Origin of the sequence: Phenylobacterium sp., assembly GCF_036563385.1 — a bacterium.
Classification (GTDB): Bacteria; Pseudomonadota; Alphaproteobacteria; order Caulobacterales; family Caulobacteraceae; genus Phenylobacterium.
The window spans coordinates 239,445-262,170 of record NZ_DATCML010000004.1; the positions used below are offsets into that span (position 1 = coordinate 239,445).

Annotated in this window: 26 protein-coding genes and 1 pseudogene; 19 read left to right on the top strand and 8 right to left on the bottom strand. The window is 71.1% G+C overall.

Annotated elements, in window-relative coordinates; translation table 11 throughout:
* The first annotated feature begins 370 nt into the window (after nt 1-370).
* Together VIL67_RS02010 and VIL67_RS02015 are read left to right on the top strand one after the other, a co-directional pair.
* Complete coding sequence (locus VIL67_RS02010) at nt 371-565, top strand: twin transmembrane helix small protein (RefSeq protein ID WP_332047168.1); 195 nt, start codon at nt 371-373, stop codon at nt 563-565.
* Between the two features lie 10 nt (nt 566-575).
* Nucleotides 576-1,145, top strand: a complete 570-nt coding sequence (locus tag VIL67_RS02015) for a cob(I)yrinic acid a,c-diamide adenosyltransferase (protein WP_332047169.1) — start codon at nt 576-578, stop codon at nt 1,143-1,145.
* 6 nt (nt 1,146-1,151) lie between these two features.
* On the opposite strand, the gene VIL67_RS02020 is transcribed toward VIL67_RS02015, so the two are convergent.
* Nucleotides 1,152-1,421, bottom strand: coding sequence for a hypothetical protein (locus VIL67_RS02020; protein ID WP_332047170.1), 270 nt, complete (start codon nt 1,419-1,421; stop codon nt 1,152-1,154).
* Nucleotides 1,422-1,568: 147 nt separating this feature from the next.
* Between VIL67_RS02020 and VIL67_RS02025 the strand changes: the two genes are divergently transcribed.
* Nucleotides 1,569-2,321 (top strand): electron transfer flavoprotein subunit beta/FixA family protein, encoded by a 753-nt coding sequence (locus VIL67_RS02025; protein WP_332047171.1) that lies wholly within the window; start codon nt 1,569-1,571, stop codon nt 2,319-2,321.
* Nucleotides 2,321-3,265: an electron transfer flavoprotein subunit alpha/FixB family protein gene (locus tag VIL67_RS02030; protein WP_332047172.1), complete on the top strand. Its 945-nt coding sequence runs from the start codon at nt 2,321-2,323 to the stop codon at nt 3,263-3,265. The genes VIL67_RS02025 and VIL67_RS02030 overlap by 1 nt, the downstream gene beginning before the upstream one ends.
* Nucleotides 3,266-3,586: 321 nt before the next feature.
* On the opposite strand, the gene VIL67_RS02035 is transcribed toward VIL67_RS02030, so the two are convergent.
* Entirely contained in the window at nt 3,587-3,832 is a 246-nt protein-coding gene (locus VIL67_RS02035) for a hypothetical protein (RefSeq protein ID WP_332047173.1), read from the bottom strand.
* Nucleotides 3,833-3,909: 77 nt separating this feature from the next.
* Here VIL67_RS02035 and VIL67_RS02040 point away from each other — a divergent pair, with 77 nt between their 5' ends.
* Nucleotides 3,910-4,317, top strand: a complete 408-nt coding sequence (locus VIL67_RS02040) for a hypothetical protein (protein WP_332047174.1) — start codon at nt 3,910-3,912, stop codon at nt 4,315-4,317.
* A gap of 7 nt (nt 4,318-4,324) precedes the next feature.
* Here VIL67_RS02040 and VIL67_RS02045 read toward each other — a convergent pair whose 3' ends face one another.
* The 4 genes from VIL67_RS02045 to VIL67_RS02060 all read right to left on the bottom strand — a co-directional run bounded on the left by VIL67_RS02045 (nt 4,325) and on the right by VIL67_RS02060 (nt 7,738).
* A complete protein-coding gene (locus VIL67_RS02045; RefSeq protein WP_332047175.1) occupies nt 4,325-5,341 on the bottom strand; it encodes a hypothetical protein in 1,017 nt (338 codons plus the stop codon).
* 85 nt (nt 5,342-5,426) lie between these two features.
* Nucleotides 5,427-6,347 (bottom strand): sulfotransferase domain-containing protein, encoded by a 921-nt coding sequence (locus VIL67_RS02050; RefSeq protein WP_332047176.1) that lies wholly within the window; start codon nt 6,345-6,347, stop codon nt 5,427-5,429.
* A 294-nt stretch (nt 6,348-6,641) separates the two neighbouring features.
* Nucleotides 6,642-7,109, bottom strand: a complete 468-nt coding sequence (locus tag VIL67_RS02055; protein ID WP_332047177.1) for a GFA family protein — start codon at nt 7,107-7,109, stop codon at nt 6,642-6,644.
* A 161-nt stretch (nt 7,110-7,270) separates the two neighbouring features.
* Nucleotides 7,271-7,738 (bottom strand): nuclear transport factor 2 family protein, encoded by a 468-nt coding sequence (locus VIL67_RS02060; RefSeq protein ID WP_332047178.1) that lies wholly within the window; start codon nt 7,736-7,738, stop codon nt 7,271-7,273.
* A 538-nt stretch (nt 7,739-8,276) separates the two neighbouring features.
* Between VIL67_RS02060 and rplU the strand changes: the two are divergent.
* The 10 genes and pseudogenes from rplU to rsfS form a co-directional block, all read left to right on the top strand.
* A pseudogene (gene rplU / locus VIL67_RS02065) lies at nt 8,277-8,780 on the top strand (50S ribosomal protein L21); the annotation flags it as partial.
* Between the two features lie 172 nt (nt 8,781-8,952).
* Nucleotides 8,953-9,228 carry a 50S ribosomal protein L27 gene (rpmA, locus tag VIL67_RS02070; RefSeq protein ID WP_332047179.1) on the top strand — a complete coding sequence of 92 codons (276 nt, stop codon included), beginning with the start codon at nt 8,953-8,955 and terminating at the stop codon, nt 9,226-9,228.
* 133 nt (nt 9,229-9,361) lie between these two features.
* Nucleotides 9,362-9,895: a GNAT family N-acetyltransferase gene (locus tag VIL67_RS02075; protein ID WP_332047180.1), complete on the top strand. Its 534-nt coding sequence runs from the start codon at nt 9,362-9,364 to the stop codon at nt 9,893-9,895.
* 73 nt (nt 9,896-9,968) lie between these two features.
* A complete protein-coding gene (locus VIL67_RS02080; RefSeq protein ID WP_332047181.1) occupies nt 9,969-10,550 on the top strand; it encodes a biotin transporter BioY in 582 nt (193 codons plus the stop codon).
* A complete protein-coding gene (obgE, locus tag VIL67_RS02085; protein WP_332047182.1) occupies nt 10,547-11,608 on the top strand; it encodes a GTPase ObgE in 1,062 nt (353 codons plus the stop codon). Before VIL67_RS02080 ends, obgE begins: the two co-directional genes overlap by 4 nt.
* Nucleotides 11,605-12,735, top strand: a complete 1,131-nt coding sequence (proB, locus tag VIL67_RS02090) for a glutamate 5-kinase (RefSeq protein WP_332047183.1) — start codon at nt 11,605-11,607, stop codon at nt 12,733-12,735. Before obgE ends, proB begins: the two co-directional genes overlap by 4 nt.
* A gap of 70 nt (nt 12,736-12,805) precedes the next feature.
* On the top strand, nt 12,806-15,181 hold the full coding sequence (locus VIL67_RS02095; RefSeq protein ID WP_332047184.1) for a PAS domain S-box protein: 2,376 nt from the start codon (nt 12,806-12,808) through the stop codon (nt 15,179-15,181).
* A gap of 55 nt (nt 15,182-15,236) precedes the next feature.
* On the top strand, nt 15,237-16,799 hold the full coding sequence (locus VIL67_RS02100; protein WP_332047185.1) for an aldehyde dehydrogenase family protein: 1,563 nt from the start codon (nt 15,237-15,239) through the stop codon (nt 16,797-16,799).
* An 8-nt stretch (nt 16,800-16,807) separates the two neighbouring features.
* Nucleotides 16,808-17,497, top strand: a complete 690-nt coding sequence (locus VIL67_RS02105; protein ID WP_332047186.1) for a nicotinate-nucleotide adenylyltransferase — start codon at nt 16,808-16,810, stop codon at nt 17,495-17,497.
* Between the two features lie 203 nt (nt 17,498-17,700).
* The gene (gene rsfS / locus VIL67_RS02110; protein WP_414696186.1) at nt 17,701-18,045 is read left to right on the top strand and encodes a ribosome silencing factor; all 345 of its coding nucleotides are present in this window, start codon (nt 17,701-17,703) and stop codon (nt 18,043-18,045) included.
* Nucleotides 18,046-18,117: 72 nt separating this feature from the next.
* On the opposite strand, the gene VIL67_RS02115 is transcribed toward rsfS, so the two are convergent.
* Nucleotides 18,118-18,606, bottom strand: a complete 489-nt coding sequence (locus VIL67_RS02115) for a DUF2231 domain-containing protein (RefSeq protein ID WP_332047187.1) — start codon at nt 18,604-18,606, stop codon at nt 18,118-18,120.
* Nucleotides 18,607-18,732: 126 nt separating this feature from the next.
* Between VIL67_RS02115 and rlmH the strand changes: the two genes are divergently transcribed.
* From rlmH to VIL67_RS02130, 3 genes are all read left to right on the top strand, one after another.
* Nucleotides 18,733-19,197 carry a 23S rRNA (pseudouridine(1915)-N(3))-methyltransferase RlmH gene (gene rlmH, locus VIL67_RS02120; protein ID WP_332047188.1) on the top strand — a complete coding sequence of 155 codons (465 nt, stop codon included), beginning with the start codon at nt 18,733-18,735 and terminating at the stop codon, nt 19,195-19,197.
* Nucleotides 19,198-20,040, top strand: coding sequence for a murein hydrolase activator EnvC family protein (locus VIL67_RS02125; protein WP_332047189.1), 843 nt, complete (start codon nt 19,198-19,200; stop codon nt 20,038-20,040). It abuts the gene before it with no gap.
* A gap of 74 nt (nt 20,041-20,114) precedes the next feature.
* Complete coding sequence (locus VIL67_RS02130) at nt 20,115-21,506, top strand: S41 family peptidase (protein ID WP_332047190.1); 1,392 nt, start codon at nt 20,115-20,117, stop codon at nt 21,504-21,506.
* 60 nt (nt 21,507-21,566) lie between these two features.
* Here the strand turns inward: VIL67_RS02130 and VIL67_RS02135 are convergent, their stop codons facing one another.
* Nucleotides 21,567-22,034, bottom strand: coding sequence for a DUF417 family protein (locus tag VIL67_RS02135; protein ID WP_332047191.1), 468 nt, complete (start codon nt 22,032-22,034; stop codon nt 21,567-21,569).
* A gap of 58 nt (nt 22,035-22,092) precedes the next feature.
* Here VIL67_RS02135 and VIL67_RS02140 point away from each other — a divergent pair, with 58 nt between their 5' ends.
* The gene (locus VIL67_RS02140) at nt 22,093-22,716 is read left to right on the top strand and encodes an acetoacetate decarboxylase family protein (RefSeq protein ID WP_332047192.1); all 624 of its coding nucleotides are present in this window, start codon (nt 22,093-22,095) and stop codon (nt 22,714-22,716) included.
* The last annotated feature ends 10 nt before the right edge of the window (nt 22,717-22,726 follow it).

Sequence of the window (22,726 nt, forward strand, 5' to 3'; positions counted from 1 at the left end):
CGATGGCGCGGGGCCGGTGGTCGGCTCCCGCAAATCCGGCTGCCATCTCGCCTGGCCGTCCCTCGCTTCCCGCCCGGCGCGTCCAGGCGGGAGAATTGGTTCGTTGAACATGCTCAATATTCCCGTTCCGCGATCCGGGAAATTGACTACAACCTTGGCAAGAAGATCTGCCGCGCCTGACCACTTCGGGTCGCGCAACGGGGCTGATGCTAGGTTATCCTCGTTCAGTGTGGCTGATTTGCGACGCTTGCCGCTGACTGTGGATCGTTGAACATGATCGATCACAGAACAGTCAAGCTGCAATTTCACCGTTCGGCGTAAACCACTGTTCTCGATGGCGGAACAGCCTGCGACGGCCTAAATTGGGGCCATGACCCTCAATCACCTGATCATGGCGGCGCTGCTTGTGGTCGCCGCCGTGCTGGCGCTCGGCATCTATGCCCTGTTCCGCGGCGGCGATTTCGGCCGCTCCTACTCCAACAAGCTGATGCGCCTGCGCGTGGTCACCCAGGCCGTGGCGATCGCCATCCTGGTGGGCGTCGTCTGGTGGCGCGCCGGCCACTGAGCCGCCCGCCTTGGTCACCCTCAACCGCATCTACACCCGCACCGGCGACGCCGGCCGCACGCGGCTGGCCACCGGGCAGGAGCTCAGCAAGGCGGACCTGCGCGTGGAGGCCTACGGCGCGGTCGACGAGACCAACGCCTGCCTGGGCCTCGCGCGCCTGCACACTGGGGCCGCCCCCGAGCTCGACGCGATCCTCGCCCGCATCCAGAACGAGCTGTTCGACCTGGGCGCCGACCTCTCCACCCCGCCGGTGAAGGACGAGGGCGCCTGGCTGCGGATGAGCGACAACCAGGTCGCCCGGCTCGAGGCGGAGATCGACAATCTCAACGGCCAGCTGCCGGAGCTGACGTCCTTCGTCCTGCCGGGCGGTACGCCGGCCTCGGCGGCCCTGCACCTGGCTCGCACCGTCTGCCGCCGGGCCGAGCGCGAGGCCGTGCGGCTCGTGGAAGCCGGCGAGCCGGTCAGCGGGCCGGCGCTACGCTACCTCAACCGCCTGTCGGACTTCCTGTTCGTGGCCGCCCGTTACGCCAACGACCGCGGCGCGGCCGAGGTGTTCTGGCGCTCCGGCGCGACCCGCTGAGCCAAGCTACTTCGGGGCCGGAGCCTGCGCCGGGGGCCGGCCGATCGCGGCGCGCGCCTGCGCCTCCGCCTGCTTGTCCTGGATGGTGCGGCCGGTGATGTCCGAGATCAGCACCGGCGTGGCGCAGACCCGCTCGGCGTGATCCCACCACTTCCGCGCCGCCTCGCACTCCTTCATCGGCCTGACCCAGCCCACCTGCCAGACCACGACGCCGATCGACAGCAAGGCGAAGACGCCCAGGAAGACGAGCATCAGGCGCGGGATGGTGCGGTTCATGCAGCTTCTCTAGGTCGGTCTCGGGCGGCTGGCTAGCCGGCTCTCCCGACGGAATTGCGGCGCCTGCGAACACTTGCAAAGCCCCACGGAACCGTTATGCCGCTGCCGACCCCTCTTTTCCGCAATGCAAATTTTGAGGCGTAGGCCATGAAGGTATTGGTCACCGTCAAGCGGGTGATTGACTACAACGTCAAGGCGCGGGTGAAGCCGGACCAGTCCGGCGTCGACCTGGCCAACGTCAAGATGTCGATGAACCCCTTCGACGAAATTGCTGTCGAGGAGGCCGTGCGCCTCAAGGAGAAGGGCGCCGCCACCGAGGTGGTCGCCATCTCGGTCGGCCCGACCCAGGCTCAGGAGACCCTGCGCACCGCGCTGGCCATGGGCGCCGACCGCGCCATCCTGGTGAACGCCAACGACGCCGACCTCGAGCCCCTGGCTGTCGCCAAGGTGCTGAAGGCGGTGATCGCCGAGGAGAACCCGGACCTGGTCATCATGGGCAAGCAGGCCATCGACGGCGACAACGCCGCCACCGGCCAGATGCTGGCCGCCCTGCTCGACTGGCCGCAGGCGACCTTCGCCAGCTCGGTGGAGATCTCCGGCGGTTCGGCCAAGGTGACCCGCGAAGTCGACGGCGGGCTCCAGACGCTGGAAGTCACCCTGCCGGCCGTGGTCACCGCCGACCTGCGCCTCAACGAGCCGCGCTACGCCAGCCTTCCCAACATCATGAAGGCCAAGAAGAAGCCGCTCGACGTGAAGGAGCTCGCCTCCACCGGCGTTGACGTCAATCCGCGCCTCAAGGTCACCAAGGTGACCGAGCCTCCCAAGCGCGCCGGCGGCATCAAGGTCGAGACCGCCGCCGATCTGGTCATGAAGCTGAAGAACGAAGCGGGGGTCCTCTAATGGCCGTTCTCCTCATCGCCGATCACGACAACGCGTCCCTGCGCGACGCCACCCACAAGACGGTCACCGCCGCCCAGAAGCTGTCCTCGGACATCGACGTCCTGGTCGCCGGCCAGGGCGTGGCGGACGTGGCCAAGGCCGCGGCCGCCATCCAGGGCGTGCGCAAGGTGCTGGTCGCCGAAAGCGCCGAGCTCGGCCAGGGCCTCGCCGAGGCCTTTGACGCGCTCGTCACGCCGCTCGCGGCCAACTACGACGCGATCCTGACGCCGGCCACCTCCCAGGGCCGCAACGTCGCCCCGCGCATCGCCGCCAAGCTCGACGTCGCCCCGATCTCGGACGTCATCGACATCGTCGACGCCTCCACCTTCGTGCGGCCGATCTATGCCGGCAACGCGCTGGAGACCGTCACCTCGTCCGACGCCAAGAAGGTGGTCACCGTCCGCCCGACCGTCTTCAAGGCGGCCGGCGAAGGCGGCTCCGCCAGCGTCGAGACGATCGCCGCCCCGGCCGCTCCGGCCAAGGTGAAGTTCGTCGACCAGCAGATCGTGAAGTCGGCCCGTCCGGAACTGGGCGGCGCCAAGATCGTGGTCTCCGGCGGCCGCGCCCTGGGCTCCGCCGAGGAGTTCCAGGCGGTCATCGAGCCCCTCGCCGACAAGCTCGGCGCGGCGGTCGGCGCCAGCCGCGCCGCGGTGGACGCCGGCTATGCGCCCAACGACTACCAGGTCGGTCAGACCGGCAAGGTCGTCGCCCCGGAGCTCTATGTGGCGGTCGGCATCTCCGGCGCCATCCAGCACCTGGCCGGCATGAAGGACTCCAAGGTGATCGTGGCGATCAACAAGGACGCCGACGCGCCGATCTTCCAGGTCGCCGACTACGGCCTGGTGGCCGACTACAAGTCCGCCATCCCCGAGCTGATGAGCGAGCTGTCGAAGGTGGGCAAATAGCCTGACGCGTCAGCGACAGAACTGAGAAGGGCGGCCCCAACGGCCGCCCTTTTTCGTCGTCCGGCCCTCCTCGTAACGGAGCCGGCATCCCCCGGATGCTGATCCGGCTTAAGCCCACGGCAGCGGCGGAGCCTGGCTCTGGAGCTTGGTCAAGGACTGGCCTCCGGCCGGCCGCCCCGCGGCGGCCCTGCGGGCCGTCCTTGAGCAAGCTCCAGAGGCAGGCAGACATGCCGCCATGGCCTTCAGCCCAAATGGGAGGGCGGCCCTCCCCTGTTGACCACGCGCATCGGCCGCGAGTTGGCGCCGAGGCAGGCACGCCCGCTAGTGCCGCGTCCCCACGTGCCGCACCAGCGCCGCCACGTCCCCGCCGCAGGTGTCCAGCGCCTCGCACAGCCGCTCGTGGCTGACGCCGAACTCCTCCACCAGCCGCTGGGCTTCTCGGTAGGCGACGTTCATCCTCAGCGCATGGCCGTGCTCGTCGCGATAGTCCGAGAGCTCGATCTGGTGGACCAGGTCGGCCAGGGCGGCGGCCAGCCGGTCCTCGGAGGTGCGGTGCGGCGCGGTCATGCCCACGGAGTCCGATCGCGCGCCCCCGGTTCCATGGAGGCTCCCCAGCGACCAGGCCTTGGCCTAGGCTCGGCGCCATGCGCCGCCTGATCCTCGCCGCCGTGCTCGCGCTCGCCGCCTGCGCCGCCCCCGCCGCCAGTTCCGATGCGCCCAAGCCCATCCGCCCGGCGCCCTCCGGCGGCGCCCATCCGGACCAGCCGGAAAGCCCGGGCCGGCAGCCGCCCGACGCCGCCGCCTGCGCGCGGCAGGGCGGGACCGTCCGCCCGGTCTGCATGCTTGGGCGGCCGATGTGCGTCATCCCCTTCGCCGACGCCGGCAAGGCCTGCACCGACGGCGACCAGTGCCAGGGCGACTGCCGCTTCCAGGGCGCCAAGCCGCCGCCTGGCGGCAAGGTGACCGGCCAGTGCCAGCGCAGCAACGACCCCTGCGGCTGCTTCTCCAACGTCGAGGACGGCCAGGTCACCGGCGGCCTGTGCGTCGACTAAGCCCGGCTCAGGGCGCCGCCGGCGCCGCGCCCCCGGCCGGAGCCTTCCCGCCCGCGTCAGCTTGAGCCTGGGCCTTCGCCTCGGCCTCGGCGACCCGCCCGCCACGCAGGATGTTCTCCAGCCCGTAGTTCCCCTCGTGGCAGGCGTACTCGTACAGCGGTCCCTTGCTGCGCTTCATCACCGTCTCGCCTTGCCAGCGCTGGGCGTAGAGCGCCGGATTTTCGACGGTGAAGGCGTAGTGCAACTCGTCCGGCCCGGTGCGGGTGAAGCGCTCCGTCACCTTGTGGGTGGCGCCGGCGTCCCCGTCCGGTCCGCGCGACTGCAGCGGATGCGGCCCCACGGTCTCCACCACCAGGGTCTCGCCGTCCCAGCGGCCGATCGAGTCGCCCATCCAGGGGCGGACGCCGGGCTGGTGGGTCCCGCCCAGGCGTACGATCCGCGGCATGGGGTTGGCCTCGGTGACGATCGCCAGGTGGTCGGCCGTCTGCACGAACAGGTGGACGCTGAGGTCCGGCCCGCTGCGCAAGGGCGGCCCCGCCTGGCGTGACCAGAGGCAGCGCTCCGCCAGCGGCCGCTCCTCCGGATGGTCAAAGCGGGTCTCCATGGCCTCGCCCTGGACCTTGTTCCAGGCCCGCGCCTTCGCGGTCCACGGGATCTTGCCGTCGGCGGGCTGCACGATCCACGAGCTTCGGGCCACGTCCCGCACCCGGGTGAGGCCATCGCCGGTTTCGGGCCACTCCGTGTCGGCCTGACCTACCGGATCCTTCTCCTGGCGCACGATCCCGACCCACTTGCGGTCATAGGCCAGGGCTTCGGCCTCGGGCACCGCCAGGTCCTTGAAGTCCTTCTGCCGCTCGAACGGCGTCAGGGTGGCGTTGGCCCAGGCGCCGCCGAGGTCTGGGCGGCCGTCCGGCGTGCGCGGGGCGCGCCACTCGGCCGCCGCGGCCGCGCCGGGGCAGAAGGCGGCAAGCGCCAGCGCCAGCGTGGCCGAGGCGGTCGTCTTCAGCGCAGCTCGCGATCCCATGTGCGGCCTCCCTTGCCACACCGACACTGTGGCTCGGCTATCGCCGTTCGGCCACAGTGTCGACGTGACCGAAGTCACCGCCAGCCTACGCCGCCTGCGCCGCGCGCAGCTCGCCGGTGGCCAGCCAGTGGGCGCACTCGGGGCCCAGCCGCTCCAGCGCCATGCGCTCGTAGTCCAGGCTGTCCTTCACCGTCAGCACGTCGCGCCAGCGGCCGTTGACGCCCTTGTTGACGAAGGTGGCGCCGCCGCCTTCCCAGACCGCCCCGCCCAGCGGCGCGACCTTGTCGGCGTTGGCCTTCATCCAGTCGAAGGTGCAGTGCTCGACCACCTGCGACCAGCGGGCGGCGGGGACCTTCACCTCCAGGAAATCGGCGATCGCCCGCATCTCGCCTTCCAGGTCGCGCTTCAGGTCCTCGAAGTGCACCAGCTTGACGTTGGGCAGGTGGCGCGCCGCCCACCAGCTGCCGATGTTCTCCCAGAACGACCAGAACGGCGCCCCGTCGTTGTCCAGCCAGGTGCGGAAGTAGCGGCGGGGGTCCGGATCGGCCGGCGGCAGCGGCTCGCCCACCAGACCGGGCGTGCCGTTGATCAGCTCGAAGGCCAGCGGCAGGAAGTTGGCGTGATGGTTCCACATGCTCATCATCACGTCGCGGCCGTCGCGGGCCACGTAGAGGTACTTGGCCTTCGGCGACAGGACGAGGGCGTCCACCGGCAGGTGGGTCTTCAGCACCCGCCGGTGCGGCTGGGCCCGAACCATCTCGCGCACCTCCGGCGGGATGATGCGCATGTCCCACCAGGGCGAGATCTCGGCGATGCGCACGTCGGGGTCGCCGCCGTGGATCAGCTGGCCCACGATCTGCTGGGTCCAGGTGGTGCCGCTCTTCGCATAGGTGCCGACGATCACGTCGTCGTCGCGGAAGGCGAAGTCGTTCCACACCGTGGAGTCCATGTGGTGGTTCATCAGCTCGCGCGTCTTGCGCGGCCAGGCGGCGGTCGCCTCCGGCATCGTCTCGGATCCTTCTCTCGATCGGCTTGGTAATCTGGCGGGCGCCGTAGGCCGGCGCGCGGGCGACCGCTGGTATGCGAAGGGTGGCCGCGCCGATACCGGCGCCTTCGCCGATCGGATCTGCAACTTCGCAGTACGCTGGGTGATCGCCCTCGCGCCGGCCTTCGCCGCCCGCCAGGAGGCGGCGCTTATGAGCCGGCCGCGGTCCCGCCGGCGTGACCGTGGTCACACCGCGCGACGATCAGGCGCTGCCGCAGATCCCGCCGATCCGTGTTACGCTGAAGCCATGCGGTCCTATTCCGCCGCGCCCGCCGTCTCCGCCCGGTACGCCGCCATCAGCGACTGGAACTCGTCCATCTCAGGGAAGCGCTCGAACGAGCGCGCCGCCGGCACGTCGGCCCAGGGCAGCTTCTCGCAGGTGTAGGTCTCCATCCACGGCGAGAACCAGGACGGGTCGTCCAGCATGGTCGCCCGCACGTTCACCACCCACTCCGCCATCGGCGGGCGGGTGAACATCCAGCTCATGCAGAAGGCGCAGAAGTGGTGCGCCGGCGGCTCGCGCAGGCCGCCGATCACCGTCTCGCCCTGCACGACCTCGAAACCGGACGCCGGGACCATCACCGACAAGGAATAGGCGCTGGCCGTCATCCGCTGGCACCCGGTGCAGTGGCAGGCCGAGGTGATCATCGGCTCCGCCGCGATCCGGAACCGCACCCGCCCGCACCGGCACCCGCCCTCCATCGGCAGCTTGGGAGCAGCCATCGCGTCCTCCTCCAAATTCTCCCTCCCGCGGTAGGGTGAGGGCGGCTCCGGGGCCAGCCGCCCGAACCGCCGCTGGACCCGGATCCCACCGGAGCGCGAGCCCAGCCTCCTGCACCGCCCTCACCCCGCCCTCTCCCGCCACGCGGGAGAGGGAGAACAAGCTACCGCTTCGGCTCCGGCGTCTGCGTCTCGTGCTCCACCCGGATCCGCAGAGCCCCATCCTGGCGCTTCAGCAGGGCGGTATAGGCATAGGGCTGGACCTTCCCGTCCGGCGCCGTCCAGGCGAAGCCGCCGGTGACCACCACCGCGTCGGCCCCCGCCGGCTCATAGGCCAGGTCCCGCCACGCGAAGGCCTTCGGCCCCTCCCAGCGCTCCGCGTAGTCCTTGGTCATCTGGGCGTGGCTCACGAACTCGCGCCAGCCGTTCACCGACATCCAGGTCCCGTCCCGGTGATACCGCCCCGCCAGCGCGGCCCGGTCGCCTTTCACCAGGTCCTGCGCATAGCCCGCCATGAAGGCCTGCGCCTCGGCGACCACGCCGCCGGCCGCCGCCTGCGCCTGCGCCCCGGCACCCGAAGCCGCGCTCGAAACGGCTAGCGCCGCGACCACGCCCCGAACCGCTCCCAGCATGCCCGTGCTCCGCTCTCCTGGACCAGCATCCCCGGATGCTGAAAGGCCTTAAGTCCACGGCAGCAGCGGAGCCTGCCTGTGGAGCTTGGTCAAGGACCGGCCTCCGGCCGGCCGCCCCGCGGCGCGTCCTCCGGACGCGTCCTTGAGCAAGCTCCACAGGCAGGCAAACTGGCCGCCATGAACCCAAGGCGCAGAAGGCGCAGGCCTGAACCACCGGCAGCCCCCACCCGACTGTCATCCCGGTTTCGGGCAGCCGAAGACCGGGACCCGCGTCTCCAACACGGCCAGATGAGACAGGAACGCCGCCGCCGCCAGCGCAGCGCCAGGGGGCCCGGACAGCCGCTCCGCCGCTTCCGCGATGACACAGGGGAGGACGGAAACGCTGTCCCGCACAGCCTTGGCGTCGACGGCGGATCATGTCCCCCTCCCGCGTTGACTCTCCGCCGCCCTTGCGTATAAGTCCGCCCCTCTCGCCCGCGGGGCTTCCTGCGGGCGCATTCCGTTTTGCACACACTATAAGTACGAAGGCGCGCGAACGATGTACGCGGTGATCAAGACCGGCGGCAAGCAGTACCGGGTCCAGCCCGGCGACGTGCTGGTCGTGGAGAAGCTCGACGGCGAGCCCGGCGCGAACGTGTCGTTCGGCGACGTCCTCATGCTGGGCGACGGCGACGCCGTGACCCTCGGCGCCCCGACCGTGGCCGGCGCCTCCGTGGCGGCCACCCTGATCGAGACCCGCAAGGGCGAGAAGGTGAAGATCTTCAAGAAGATCCGCCGCCAGGGCTATCGCCGCACCAAGGGCCATCGCCAGCTGGAAAGCGTCCTGCGCGTCACCGCCATCACCGGCGAGGGCGGCAAGGAAGCGGCCAAGTGGGACGGCGAAGTGAAGCTGACCACCAAGGCCGAGCTGAACGCCCGCTCGCGCAACCTGGCCTTCATGGCCCCGGTCGCGGCCGCCGCCGCGCCGACGGCGGAAGTCGCCCCGGCCCCGGCCAAGAAGGCTGCGCCGAAGAAGGCCGCCGCCGCGACCACGGCCGACGAGGTCCTCGCGGATCCGGCGGTGCAGGAAGCCATGGCCAGCGCGGAAGTGAACGCGCCGGTCGAGGCCGAAGCCAAGCCCGCCAAGAAGCCGGCCGCCAAGAAGGCCGCCAAGAAGGACGAAGGCGCCGCCGAGTAATCGGTCCGGCAGCCTCACAGAGAGTTAGGAGAGCACCATGGCTCACAAAAAATCGGGCGGCTCCTCGCGCAACGGGCGCGATTCCGCCGGTCAGCGTCTCGGCGTGAAGAAGTTCGGCGGCGAAGCTGTGCTCGCCGGCAACATCCTCGTGCGTCAGCGCGGCACCAAGTTCTGGCCGGGCGACAACGTGGGCATGGGCAAGGACCATACCCTCTTCGCCACCGTGACCGGCGCCGTGAAATTCGTGACCAAGCGAAACGACCGCACCTACGTGACGGTGGTTCCGGCGACTGAGGTGATGGCGGCCGAATAGGCGGAACCAACCTCCATCCGGTTCCGCCCTCTCCAGCAAAGGCGGACCGGACAGACGAACCAAGCGGGGAGTCCGGTCAGCCGGGCTCCCCGCTTTCGTTTCAGGGCCCCGCAAGTGGGCCGGGAGGTAAGACATGTGCGCCATAGAAGTGACCCCCGTCGTCTCGACGGAACGGCTCGTGCTCCGCGGGCCGGTGCGTACCGACGCCGACGCCCTGGTGCGTCTGGCCGGCGACTTCAACGTGGCCGCCATGACCGCCCGGCTGCCGCATCCCTTTGGGCCCGAGGACGCCGACGCCTTCCTGGACCGGATGGCGCGGCAGGACTTCGTGCGCAGCGCCACCTTCGCCATCGAGCATCGGAACTTCGGCCTGGTGGGCATGCTGGGCGTCGAGACCGGCTCCAACGGCCGGCCGCAGCTGGGCTTCTGGCTGGGACGGCCCTTCTGGAACCGCGGCTACGCCACCGAGGCCGTCCGCGGCGCGCTGAAGTGGGTGAAGCGCGACTGGCGGAAGAACGTCGTCGAGGCCGGCCACTTCGCCGACAACCCGGCGTCCGGCCAGGTGCTCTGCAAGGCGGGCTTCCTCTACACGGGCGACGTGGTCCTGCAGGACTGCGCGGCCCGCGGCGGCAAGGTCCCCTCCCGCCGCATGGTGTGGCTGGCCTGAGCCAGGTTCCTCCCCCCGGCCTCCGCGGCGCGCGGGGGAGGAACGGCCGGCTTTTCGTGCTATCGCCGAGCCCATGACCGCCACGCCCGAGCAGGACCCCCTGGTGCATACGCCGCCGCTCGCCCGCCTGATCCAGGGTCGGGGCCAGCTGTGGCGGGTGCCCGTGGTGCTGGGCGGCGCGGCGGTTCTGGCGCTCGCCTCGCAGGTCTCGCTCCCCATCGGCCCCGTGCCGCTGACCCTGCAGACCCTGGCGCTGTTCACCCTGGCCGGCCTGTCGGGCATGCGGCTCGCGCTGCAGATCGTGCTCGTCTGGCTCCTCTGCGGGGTAGTGGGCCTGCCGGTCTTCGCCGGCGGCGAGGGCGGCCCCGAGGTGCTGATGGGCGAGACCGGGGGCTTCCTGCTGGGCATGCTGCTGGCCGCGCCGCTCACCGGCCGCACGGCCGAGCGGACGCGGGACTGGCCGAGGCTTGCCGGCGCCTTCCTGCTGGGCCATCTGCTCGTCCTGGCGCTGGGCTGGGCGTGGCTGTCCACCCTGGCCGGCGTCGGCCGCGCCTTCATGGAAGGGGTCTTCCCCTTCATACCCGGCGCCATCGTCAAATCCTTCGTGGCGGCGCTGATCGTCCACGCCATCCGCCGCAGAGTCTCTACCCGATGAAGTTCCTCGACCAGGTGAAGGTCTACATCCGCTCCGGCAACGGGGGCGGCGGCGCCGTCTCCTTCCGGCGCGAGAAGTATATCGAGTACGGCGGGCCCGACGGCGGCGACGGCGGCAAGGGCGGCGACGTCTGGATCGAGGCGGTGGAGGGGCTGAACACCCTGATCGACTACCGCTACCAGCAGCACTTCAAGGCCGAGACCGGCGGCCACGGCATGGGCCGCAACCGCCACGGCGCGGCCGGCGCCGACGTGGTGCTGAAGGTCCCCGTGGGCACCCAGGTGCTGGACGAGGACAAGGAGACCATCCTCCACGACCTCGCCCAGCCCGGCATGCGCATCCGCCTGCTGAGGGGCGGCAACGGCGGCTTCGGCAACACCCATTTCAAGGGCCCGGTGAACCAGGCGCCCAAGCACGCCAACCCCGGCCAGGAGGGCGAGGAGCGGGCTATCTGGCTGCGCCTGAAGCTGATCGCCGACGTGGGCCTGGTGGGCCTGCCGAACGCCGGCAAGTCGACCTTCCTGGCCGCCTCCTCGGCCGCCAAGCCGAAGATCGCCGACTACCCCTTCACGACCCTCGCCCCCAACCTGGGCATGGTCGACCTGTCGGCCGGCGAGCGGTTCGTCCTTGCCGACATCCCGGGCCTGATCGAGGGCGCCTCGGAAGGCCTTGGCATCGGCACCCGCTTCCTGGGCCATGTGGAGCGCACCGCCGTGCTCGTCCACCTGGTGGACGGGACCCAGGACGACGTGGGCGAGGCCTGGCGGATCGTCCGCAAGGAGCTCGAGGCCTACGGCGAGGAGTTGGCCGACAAACCGGAGATCCTGGCGCTCAACAAGATCGACGCCCTGTCCGACGACGAGCGCCAGCTGAAGGCCGAGGCCCTCGAGGAGGCCGCCGGGGTGCGGCCGCGGCTGGTCTCGGGCTTCACCGGCGAGAACGTCACCGAGCTGCTGCGCGAGGCCTGGGCCCTTGTGCGCCGCCGGCGCGGCGAGATCGTCGTCGACGAGGATGAGCCGGCCGAGGAGCCGCCGACGCCTGGGGGCTGGAACCCGTGAGCGAGCTCGCCCGCGCCCGACGGGTGGTGATCAAGGTGGGCTCGGCCCTGCTGGTGGGCGAGGCCGGCGCCGACGCGGGCTGGCTGGCCGCGCTGGCCGCCGACGTGGCCCGGCTGCGGGCGCGCGGGCAGCAGGTGCTGATCGTCTCCTCGGGCGCGGTGGCGCTGGGCCGCCGCCGGCTGGGCCTGGGCAAGCGCCCGCTCACCCTGCCCGAGAAGCAGGCGTCCGCCGCGGCGGGCCAGTCCCTGCTGATGCGGGCCTGGGAGGAGGCCTTCGAGCCGCACGGCGCGGCCTGCGCCCAGGTGCTGATGACCCGCGACGACACCGAGGTCCGCCGCCGCTGGCTGAACGCCCGGGCCACCGTGGACACCCTGCTCGGCCTCGGCGTCATACCCATCGTCAACGAGAACGACACTGTCGTCACAGAAGAAATCCGCGTTGGTGACAACGACAGGTTGAGCGCCCGGGTGGCGCAGATGGCCGGCGCCGACGTGCTGGTGCTGCTGTCCGACATCGACGGCCTCTACACCGCCGACCCGCGGCGCGATCCGCAGGCCCGCCACATCCCGCGGCTCGCCCGGATCACGCCCGAGGTGGAAGCGATGGCCGGCGGGGCGAACGCGGAGGCCGGCGTCGGCACCGGCGGCATGGCCACCAAGCTGGAAGCGGCCCGCATCGCCGCCGCCGCCGGCTGCGCCACCGTGATCACCCTGGGCCACCGCCCCTCGCCGCTCTCCGCCGTGGAGCACGGCGAGGCCGCCACCGTCATCGAGCCCGCGACCACCCCGGCCGCCGCCTACAAGGCCTGGATCGCCGGCTCGCTCGCCCCCGCCGGCGCCCTGGTCGTCGACGCCGGCGCCGCCGCCGCCGTGGCCCGCGGCAAGAGCCTGCTGGCGGCGGGTGTGCGGCGTATCGACGGGCAGTTTGACAAAGGCGACGCCGTGCTGATCCGCGACGAGACCGGCCTGGAGATCGCCCGCGGCCTGGTGCGCTACGAAGCCGCCGACGCCCGCCGGATCTGCGGCCTGAAAAGCGAGGCCATCGAGGCTGCGCTCGGCTACACCTCCGGGCCGCTGGTCCACGCCGACGACCTGGCGCTCGCCAACCGAGGCGCCGAACTCGCCTGAGGCGGCCTGCCACACGGCCATTCCGACCCCTGCGTGCGATATAAACCTCGACGTGATGGGACGGGACGGAATGGACGCGCAGGCGGAGGTCCAGCGCCTCGCGGCGCTGTTCGACTACGATGTGTTCGACACGCCCCCCGAGCCGGCGTTCGACCGCTTCACCGCCCTTGCCGCCGAGGTGCTGGGCGCTCCGATCGCGCTGATCTCCCTGGTCGGCGAGGATCGGCAGTACGCCAAGTCGGCCATGGGCGCCCCCGGCGGCTCGCTGCCGCGCGCCCTGACCTTCTGCGACGCCGCCATCCAGGGCGCCCCGAACTCGATCTTCGTGGTCGAGGACGCCGCGGGCGACCCGCGCTTTGCGGACCAGCCCTTCGTCAACGGCAAGGATGGCCTGCGCTTCTACGCCGGGGCGACCCTGACAACCCCGCAGGGCCACAACATCGGCGTGCTCTGCGTGATGGACGGCAAGCCGCGCCCGCGCCCCTCCGCCGAGGCCCTGACCCTCCTGTCGCGGCTGGCGCAGATGGTGGTCGGCGAGATGGAAGCCGCGCGTGATCGCCGTCGGGGCGACGCCAACAGGCTGCTGCTCGAACTGGTGGAGCAGATCTCCGGCGTGGGCCACTGGCGCATCGACGGTCCCGCCCTGAAGCTCACGTGGTCGGAGCAGACCTATCGGATCCACGGCCTGGACCCGGCGAGTTTCCAGCCGGACTTCGGCAAAGCGCTGGCCTTCTACGCCGAGGAAGACCGCGAACGTCACGCCCGGGCGGTGCTGGACGCCTTCGCCTCCGGCGAGGGCTACGAGATGCAGCTGAAGCTGCACAGGGCGGACGGGTCGGTGCGGGACGTGATGCTGCGCACCCGCGCCCAGGCCGGCGAGGACGGTCAGGTCATCGGCCTGTTCGGGGTCATCGAGGACATCACCGACCACCTGCAGAGCATCAAGGCCGTGGAGCGCAGCCGCGCCCGGTACCGCCTGCTGGCCGACAACATGGCCGACGCGGTCACCCGCATCCGCATGGACGGCAGCTCCACCTACATCTCGCCAGGGATCGAGCGGCTGATCGGCTGGAGCCCGCGAGAGATGGCGGGCCGCCCGGCGCAGGACTTCACCTGGCCGGAAGATCGGCCAATGATCCTGGCGACCTTCGCCGAAATGGCGGCTGGGCTGGACGAAAAGACGGTCCAGCACCGCGCCCAGCACAAGGACGGCCATCCGGTCTGGGTGGAGACCCGCTTCCGCATGGTTCGGGACCAAGCCGGGCGCCCCCTCGAGATGGTGGCGGTGATCCGGGACATCGGCGACCGCAAGGCGGCCGAGGCGGCGCTGGAGCAGAGCGAGACGCGCTACCGGCTGCTGGCGGAACACGCCACGGACATCATCGCCCGCACCCATCCGCACGGGCAGGTGCTGTACGTCACCCCCAGCGTCGAGGCGGTCACGGGCTTCCGCCCCGATGAGGTCGTCGGCACCAACATCGTGGACCGCCTGCACCTGGAAGATCGCGCCGGGTTCGCCCAGGCCTACGGAGATGTGGTCCGCGGCCTTCACCGTCCGGGCCAGGCGATCCGCTATCGCGTGGGGCACAAGGACGGCCGCTGGCTGTGGATCGAAGCCAATCCCCGGCTGGTCAGGGACCCGAGCGGCCGTCCGCTGGAGATCGTCGACGTGCTGCGCGACGTCACCGCCCAGGTCGCCTTGGAAGCCGAGTTGAAGGAGGCGCGCGACCAGGCCAACGCCGCGGCCAAGGCGAAGTCCGAGTTCCTGGCCAATATGAGCCACGAACTCCGCACGCCGCTCACCGCCATCATCGGCTTCTCGGGCCTGCTGAAGGTCCGCGGCGACCTCACTCCGCAGGCGGCCATGTTCGCCGCCCGCATCGAAGGCGCGAGCCAGGCCCTGCTGGCGACCATCAATGACGTGCTCGACTTCTCCAAGCTGGAGGCTGGCCAGGTGGAGATCCGGCCTTCGCCCTGCGACGTGGCCGCCCTGGTGCAGGAGGTCGCGTCCGTCCTCGAGCAGCAGGCGGCCAGCAAGGGCCTGGCGATCGAGACGCGGCTCACCGACCTGCCATCCCGCCTTCAGGTCGACCGTGACCGGGTGCGCCAGGTGCTGCTGAACCTGATGGGCAATGCGGTCAAGTTCACCAGCCAAGGCCACGTCCGGGTCAGCGCCGCCTTCGCCGAGAACGGGCTGATCGTCGAAGTGGCCGACACCGGCCCTGGCCTGACGGCCGAGCAGCAGGGACTCCTGTTCCAACGGTTCTCCCAGGTGGACGGCTCGGCTTCGCGCAGCCATGGCGGGACGGGCCTCGGCCTCGCCATCTGCAAAGGCCTCGTGGAAGCCATGGGCGGGGTGATCGGCGTCACGTCCGAGCCTGGGCAAGGCGCGGTGTTCCGCTTCGCCCTGCCTTGTGAACCGGCGCCCGATCCCGCCCAGACCTGAGTTCGGCGCTGGCGCGGCGGGCCGGGCGCGGCTAGGTAAGGCTCAGGCTGAGCATATGGACGACGGCGGAACAGGACGGCGCGGCGACGCGCCCCGACACGGGCGGCTGGAGAGGCTCGTCCCCGGCCAGGCCATCGTCTGGGGCGGCGATCGCGTGGCCTATGTCGACGATGCCCTGGCCGCGGCGTTCCGGGCGGGCGACCGGCTCCTGGTGGCGGACGGCGCCCTGCTGCACGTCCCGCTGGCCGAGGCCAGGCTGGCCGAACAGGCGGTCGGCGAGGCCTACGAGGCTTTCGCCCGGATGGGGCAGGTCTCCGACGTCCAGATCAGCGCGTTCTTCTCCCATTTCGCCGAGAACCTGGAGCCCGGCCAGACCCGCGACAGCATCCTCGCCGCCAACGCCGCCGACGTGGAGAGCGCACGCGCCCGCGGCCGCTCCACCACCCGGCTGCAGATCACCCCCGCAATGCTGGAGGACATGATCGCAGGCCTGCGCGCCTGGCGCGACTCCGAGCCCTCACGCGGCGAGGTCGCCGAGACCGTGCGGCACCCGGGCTGGACGGTCGAGCAGATCAAGGCCCCGCTCGGCGTCGTGGCGTTCGTGTTCGAAGGTCGTCCGAACGTCTTCGCCGACGCCACGGGCGTTCTGCGCGGCGGAAACGCGGTGGTCTTCCGCATCGGATCCGACGCGCTTGGGACGGCGCGCGCGATCATGCAGGAAGCCGTGGCCCCGGCCCTTCGGGCCTGTGGCCTGCCCGCCGGCGCCGTCACCCTGGTCAACTCGCCCGCCCATGCGGCGGGCTGGGCGATGTTCGCCGACAGCCGCCTGTCGCTGGCGGTGGCCCGCGGCTCCGGCCCCGCGGTGGCGCAGCTGGGCGCCATCGCCCGCTCGGCCGGCACCCCGGTCAGCCTGCACGGCACGGGCGGCGCGTGGTTGGTGGCCGACGCCGCCGCCGACCCCGAACGGTTCCACGCCGCCGTCTTCCACTCCCTGGACCGGAAGGTCTGCAACACGCTGAACACCTGCTGCATCGTGCGCGACGCCGCGCCGGGCCTGCTGCCGGTCTTCCTCGACGCCCTGCAGCAGGCGGGCGAGCGCCGCCGTGGCTGGAAGCTGCACGTCGCCGAGGCCGACCTGGCGCAGATCCCGGCAGAGCTGCGGGCGGCGCGCGGGGCCGTCGTGCGCGCTGAGGGAGCGGTGGACGAGGCGCTGGTCGAGCCGATCGCCGACGCCGAACTCGGCCGGGAGTGGGAATGGGAGGAAACCCCCGAGGTCACGCTTCGCCTGGTGGACTCGGTCGACGAAGCGGTCGCGCTGTTCAACCGTTACAGCCCGCGGTTCGCCGCCAGCCTGGTCAGCGAGGATCCGGCCGCACAGGCGCGGTTCTACCAGACCATCGACGCCCCCTTCGTAGGCGACGGCTTCACGCGCTGGGTCGACGGCCAGTACGCCCTGAACAAGCCCGAGCTAGGCCTCTCGAACTGGGAGCACGGCCGGCTGTTCGCCCGCGGCGGGGTGCTGGCGGGCGACGGCGTGTTCACCATCCGCGCCCGCGTCCGTCAGGCCGATCCCCACCTCGACCGCGGCGGCCATCCGACCCCGCCGCGCCGCGCCTGATGGCCAGGATGTGGTTCGCTGGGCCTGCGCGGCGGACTGCGCCCGCGGGCCGGCCGAAGGCGCTCCGCCTCGGCTTCCACCTGGCGCCAGGGATGCGGGTCGGCCTGTTCGGCGGCTCCTTCAATCCGGCGCACGAAGGCCACGCCCACGTGGCCGAGACGGCCCGCAGGCGGCTCGACCTCGATCAGGTGATCTGGCTGGTCTCGCCGCAGAACCCGCTGAAGCCGTCGCACGAGACGGCCGATCTAGCCGAGCGGATGGCGGGCGCCCGGGCCTACGCCAACGGTCCCGACATGATCGTCTCGGACGCCGAGACGCGGCTGGGGTCGCAGTACACCATCGACGTTGTCCGCGCGCTGAAGGCGCGGTTCCCGGGCGTGAAGTTCGTCTGGATCATGGGGGCTGACAGCTTGGCCACCTTCCATCGCTGGCGCGGCTGGACCCAGATCATGCGCGAAGTGCCCGTGGCCGTCGTCTCGCGCCCATGGATCTCGCTCAAGAGCCGGTTCGCGCCGGCCGCGGTGCGGTTCCGCGCCGCCCGCCTGCCTTCGCATCGCGCCATGGGCCTCCCCGACATCCAGCCACCCGCCTGGGTATTCCTGTTCGGGCGCTTCAACTTCCAGTCCTCCACCGCCCTGCGCGCGCGGCAGCGCCGGGTCCCCAAGGCCAAGCCCGGCGGTCCGACTCCGCGCCGCTGAGCCCTTGCGGGAACAGGAACCGGAACCAAGTCTTTGACGTCTTCGTGAGGGACGCTGACCCGGGCTTCCACCCGTGCTAGGCTCGGAGAAGCGAGGACATCAAAGGAGCAACCCCGCTGCAACGTGAGACCGCGCCCCGCGCGCCGGAGGCCTCGACCGTCGTCCAATCGGACGCCGACGCCTCCCAAGACGACCAGGGTCGCATTGACGCCCTGGAAAACCTGATCCTGGCCAAGCTGGACGACGACAAGGCCCAGGACGTCGTTTTCATCGACCTCAAAGGCAAGAGCGCCGTCGCGGACGGGCTGATCGTCGCTTCGGGCCGGTCTCACCGGCACGTGGGGGCGATGGCCGACCACCTGCTGCGGGCCTTGAAGGACGAAGGCTACGGTCGGGTCCGGGTGGAGGGCCTGCCGCACTGCGATTGGGTGCTGATCGACACGGGCGACGTCATCGTCCACCTGTTCCGGCCCGAAGTGCGCAGCTTCTACAACATCGAGAAGATCTGGTCGGTGGACTCGCCGCACCGAACGCCCGCGGCCATGTAAGTCGAAGGCCAGCCGGCTCCACGGCTGGCCTCCAAAGTTGGTCCCGCACGGGTCGGCGGCGCCGCCAGCCGATCAGCGGCCGCTCCTGACGCGGACCGGTTCGAGGTCCCCAGCGTCGATGCCGACGCGGTGGCGGTAGACCAGCTCGCCACCCAGCCAAGCCGTGAACAGCATGATGGCCAGGGTTGCCATGGACAGGGTGACGCCCGCCGGGGCGACCGCCTCCTGCGCGCCGGCCGTGGAGCGCAGATAGAAGCTGACGGCGGCCAGGGCGACGGCCACCAGGTTGCCGATCATGTGCAGCCAGGCCTGGCGCAGGCGGCGCACGTCCTTGTCGCCGAAGAAGTCGATGAAGCCGAGCACGGCGGCCAGCAGAGCGCTGGCGATCCCCGCCCCCAGAAGCCACATGGACGCCTCGGCCCAGCCGGGCCGGTCCGTCGCCAGATAGACGACGTCCGTCACGGGCGCGGCAGTGAGGAAGGCGATCGGGAAGGGGATCAGCATCGGATGCAACGGGTGGCCCGCCACCTTGGCCGTGCTGTGCGGATGGTCGTCTGTCATGTTTCGTCCCTCGCGGTTGCGGTTTTTCGAAGGGACAAGCTGCGCGTGGGAAAGGTTCCCGCCGTCCAGCGCAGCTCAAGACCAGCAGGCTTTCGAGCGGCCGCCGAAGCGCTTAAGCCTGGGCGCGTGAAGATCGCCATCGTCGCCATCGGGAGACTCGCCCGCTCACCGGAGACGGAGCTGGTGAAGACTTATGTGGAGCGGGCGACCAACGCCGGCCGTTCGCTGGGGCTCGGACCGGTTGAGGTGGTGGAGGTGGAGAGCCGCAAGTCCGGCAAGGCCGCCGAGGCGGAGGCGCTGCGCCCGCACCTGGCCGACGCCCACGTGATCGCCTGCGATGAACGCGGCGCGGCGCGGACCTCCCGGCGGTTCGCCGATGAGATCGGGACCCTGCGCGACCGCGGCGTGCGGCGGCTGGTGTTTCTGATCGGCGGAGCCGACGGCCTCGATCCGGCGCTGGTCGGCGAGGCGCACGGCAAGCTGGCGTTCGGGCCGCAGACCTGGCCGCACGCGCTCGCCCGCGCCATGCTGGCCGAACAGGTCTATCGTGCGGTCTCAATTCTGGCGGGTTCGCCCTATCATAGGGACTAGATGCGGGCACAGGCGCTGATCGGCGGGTCTCTGGCGGCTATGGCCCTGGGCGGCGTGGTGCTGGCGCAGTCGGGCGAGCGCCTCGCGCGGCTGAACCTGGAAGAGACCCAGCTCTCGGCCGAGCAAGCGGCCAACATGGCCCAGCTGGCGAGGCTGCTGTCCGTTCTGGAGCAGATCCGCCGCGACCCGCCGCCGGCCCTGCTGGTGTCGCCGCAGGACGCCAAGGACGCGGTGCGCGCCGCCATCCTGGTCAAGGCGATGACGCCCGAGTTGCAGGGCCGCGCCCGCACCTATGCCTCCGCCGCCAATGAGATGATGCGCCAGCGCCGGCTGGCGGCGGTGCAGAGCGAGGCCCTGTTCACGACGGAGAGCCTGGCGGCCGAGCGGACCCCCGAGGCTGAGGCCCGCGGGCCGGCGGCCACCCCCCTGCCGCCGATGCCGGCCGATGCTATCCGCCCACCGGACCTGCTGCTCACCCCCGTGGCTGGGCCGGTGATCCGGCGCTACGGCGCGCCGCTGGCCGGCGGCGGGCGGGCCAACGGCGTGACCATCCAGACCCCGCGAGCCGCGCGGGTGACGAGCCCCGGCGCTGGCGCGGTGCAGTACGTCGGACCCGTGAAAGGTTGGGGGGTGATCCTTATTTTAAGGCTGGCGGGCGGCTACCATCTCGTGTTGGCTGGCCTCGAGCGACCGTCGGTCTCCGTCGGACAATCCGTCGCGCCAGGACAGCCTGTCGGATGGATGCCCGATGGTCGACAATCGCCCTCGGAACTCTATCTGGAGGTCCGGGAGCAGGGCGCGCCGGTGGATCCGGGGCGCTGGCTGAACCAAAGCCGGGGCTGAACGCTGGTGAAACGGCGGACGGGGGGCCTGGGTCATAAGCGGCGAGAGCCGCAGAGGGGAGCCTGATACAGGCGATGAAGAAGTACCTCATGATCGGCGTGTCGGCCTTCGTGCTCGGCGCAGGGTCCATGGCTTACGTCAGCCAGCAGGCGATCGCCTCAGCCGAGCCGCGGGCGAAGACCTACCGGATGCTCGGCCTGTTCGGCGACGTGCTCGACACGGTCGAGCGGCAGTACGTCACCGACGTGGACGACACCAAGCTGATCCAGGCGGCCATCGACGGCATGCTGACCAGCCTGGACCCCCACTCCGGCTACCTCGACCCCGAGAACTTCGACGACATGCGCGATCAGACGCGCGGCGAGTACGGCGGCCTGGGCATCGAGGTGACCAGCGAGGATGGCGTGGTCAAGGTGATCTCGCCGATGGACGACACCCCGGCCGGCCGGGCCGGCGTGAAGGCCGGCGACTACATCACCGCGGTGAATGGCGAGAGCGTGCTCGGCCTGACCGTGACCGAGGCCGTGAAGCAGATGCGCGGCCGCCCGGGCGAGGCGGTGACGCTGACGATCGCCCGCGAGAAGTCCGATCCGTTCGACGTGAAGCTGGTGCGCGAGGTGATCAAGCCGCGCTCCGCCGTCGCCAAGATGGAAGGCGACTACGGCGTCCTGCGGGTCTCCACCTTCAACGAGAAGACCACGGACGAGGCCGAGGCGGCCTTCGCCCAGCTGCGGGCCAAGAACCCGCAGATGAAGGGCCTGATCCTCGACCTGCGCAACAACCCCGGCGGCCTGCTCGACCAGGCCGTCGCGGTGTCGGACCTGTTCCTGGAGGGCGGCGAGATCGTCAGCCAGCGCGGCCGCGACCCGCGCGACGTGGAACGCTACAACGCCCGTCCCGGCGACATCACCGGCGGCCTGCCGATGGTGGTGGTGGTGAACAACGGCTCCGCCTCCGCGGCCGAAATCGTCGCCGGCGCCCTGCAGGATCGCAAGCGGGCCGAGGTCGTCGGCCTGACCACCTTCGGCAAGGGCTCGGTGCAGACCGTGATCCCGCTGCGCGGCGGCATGGACGGGGCCCTGAAGCTGACGACGGCGCGCTACTACACCCCGTCGGGCCGCTCGATCCAGAAGACCGGCATCGAGCCAGACCTGGAGGTGGCGTCGAGCCGCGATGAAGCCCAGGCGATCGCCAACCGGGCGTTCCAGTTCTCGGAAGCCTCGTTCCGCAACGCGCTGAACGCCGACGAGGGCAAGGTGCGCCGCGGTGCCCACGAACCCGCCGAGGCGCCGCCGGAGAGCTTCGACGCCAAGAAGGACTTCCAGCTGGCCCGCGCCGCCGATGTGCTGCGCTACGGCTCGGTGGCCGCGACGCCGAAGCTGCCCAAGCCCACGGCGAAGATGGCGAGCGTGGTTTCCAAGGCCCGCGTGGCCGAAGTGAAGCCGCCGCAGACCACGACGAAATAGGAATCCGGCGAGAGCCTGGTCTCCTGGAAGGGCGGTCCGCGAGGGCCGCCCTTCTTCGTTTCAGCGACGGCCGCCGAGGCTTTCGGCGAACAGCACGAGCGCGGCGCCGAGCAGCACCAGGTCCTTCAGGAACAACTGGCCGACCTCCAGGCTCAGGAGAGGCACAGGGCCTTCCTCCACGAGCACGCCCGGGCCGGTGATCAGGAAGCTCGAGGTGATGAAGGACGTCCCCGCCGCCAGCACGGCGCCGGCGCGCGCGGGCCAGCGGGTCGGCCAGCGCAGGCCCGAGAGCAGGCCAAGACCGATCACAACCTCGACGGCGGCGAACACGCGGCTTGCGCCGCGGACGCCCAACCACTCGTACCAGAAGCCGAGGAACGGGCTGGAGGCGGCGAAGGGGCGGACCGCGAAGGCTTCGTAGTGGGTGAGCTTCTGCAGGCCAATGCCCAGGAAGATCAGGCCCAGCACCAGCCACAGGTAGCCGGTGGCGAAGCGGCGCAGGCCGGCGGCGGACTGGCGTCGGGGCAAACGGGGGCTCCTGTCTGGCTCTCGGGAACCGCCGTGCCGCCGTGCGGTTGCGCCGTCAATGGCCGCCGCACCCATTTCCTATCCGCCGCCGCCCTGGCGGCTGACGGCGATGGCGCGGGTGTCGTTCTGGCTCACCCGGCCGCCGGCCGGGTTCGAGGCTCCGCCGGGCTGGCGGCCGGTCACCGTGGCCGGTCGGCTGTTCGTCGGCGTCGGCCTGGCGACCTACGGGCCCGGGGGCGACCTGGCCTACGGCGAGCTGGTCTGCGCCGTGCTGGTGCGGCGCGGGGTGAAGCTCGCGGTCACCATCCCGTTGATCTGGGTCGACAGCCCGGCGTCACGGACCGGGGCACGGGCGCTCTGGGCGATCCCGAAGGAGCTGGCCGAGTTCCAGGGCGCGCCGCCGCATTTCGCCGCCACGGGCGGCCGGACGCTGGCTTATCTGGACGCGGCGGATGGCGCGCGGGCCGCTCACGCGCTGCCCGGCCGCTTCACCGTGGTGCAGACGCGCGCAGGCGCGGCGGTCGAGACCCCGGTGCGGCTAAGGGCGCGGGTGCGGAGGGCCGAGGCTCGGTGGCGTCTGGAGGGGCCGCTGGCTTTCCTCTCGGGCGAGCGGCCGCTGTTCTCCCTGCGGCTGGAGGACGCGCGGCTGGTGTTCGGCGAGGCGCCGGCGACCGTTCGTTAACCATATGGCG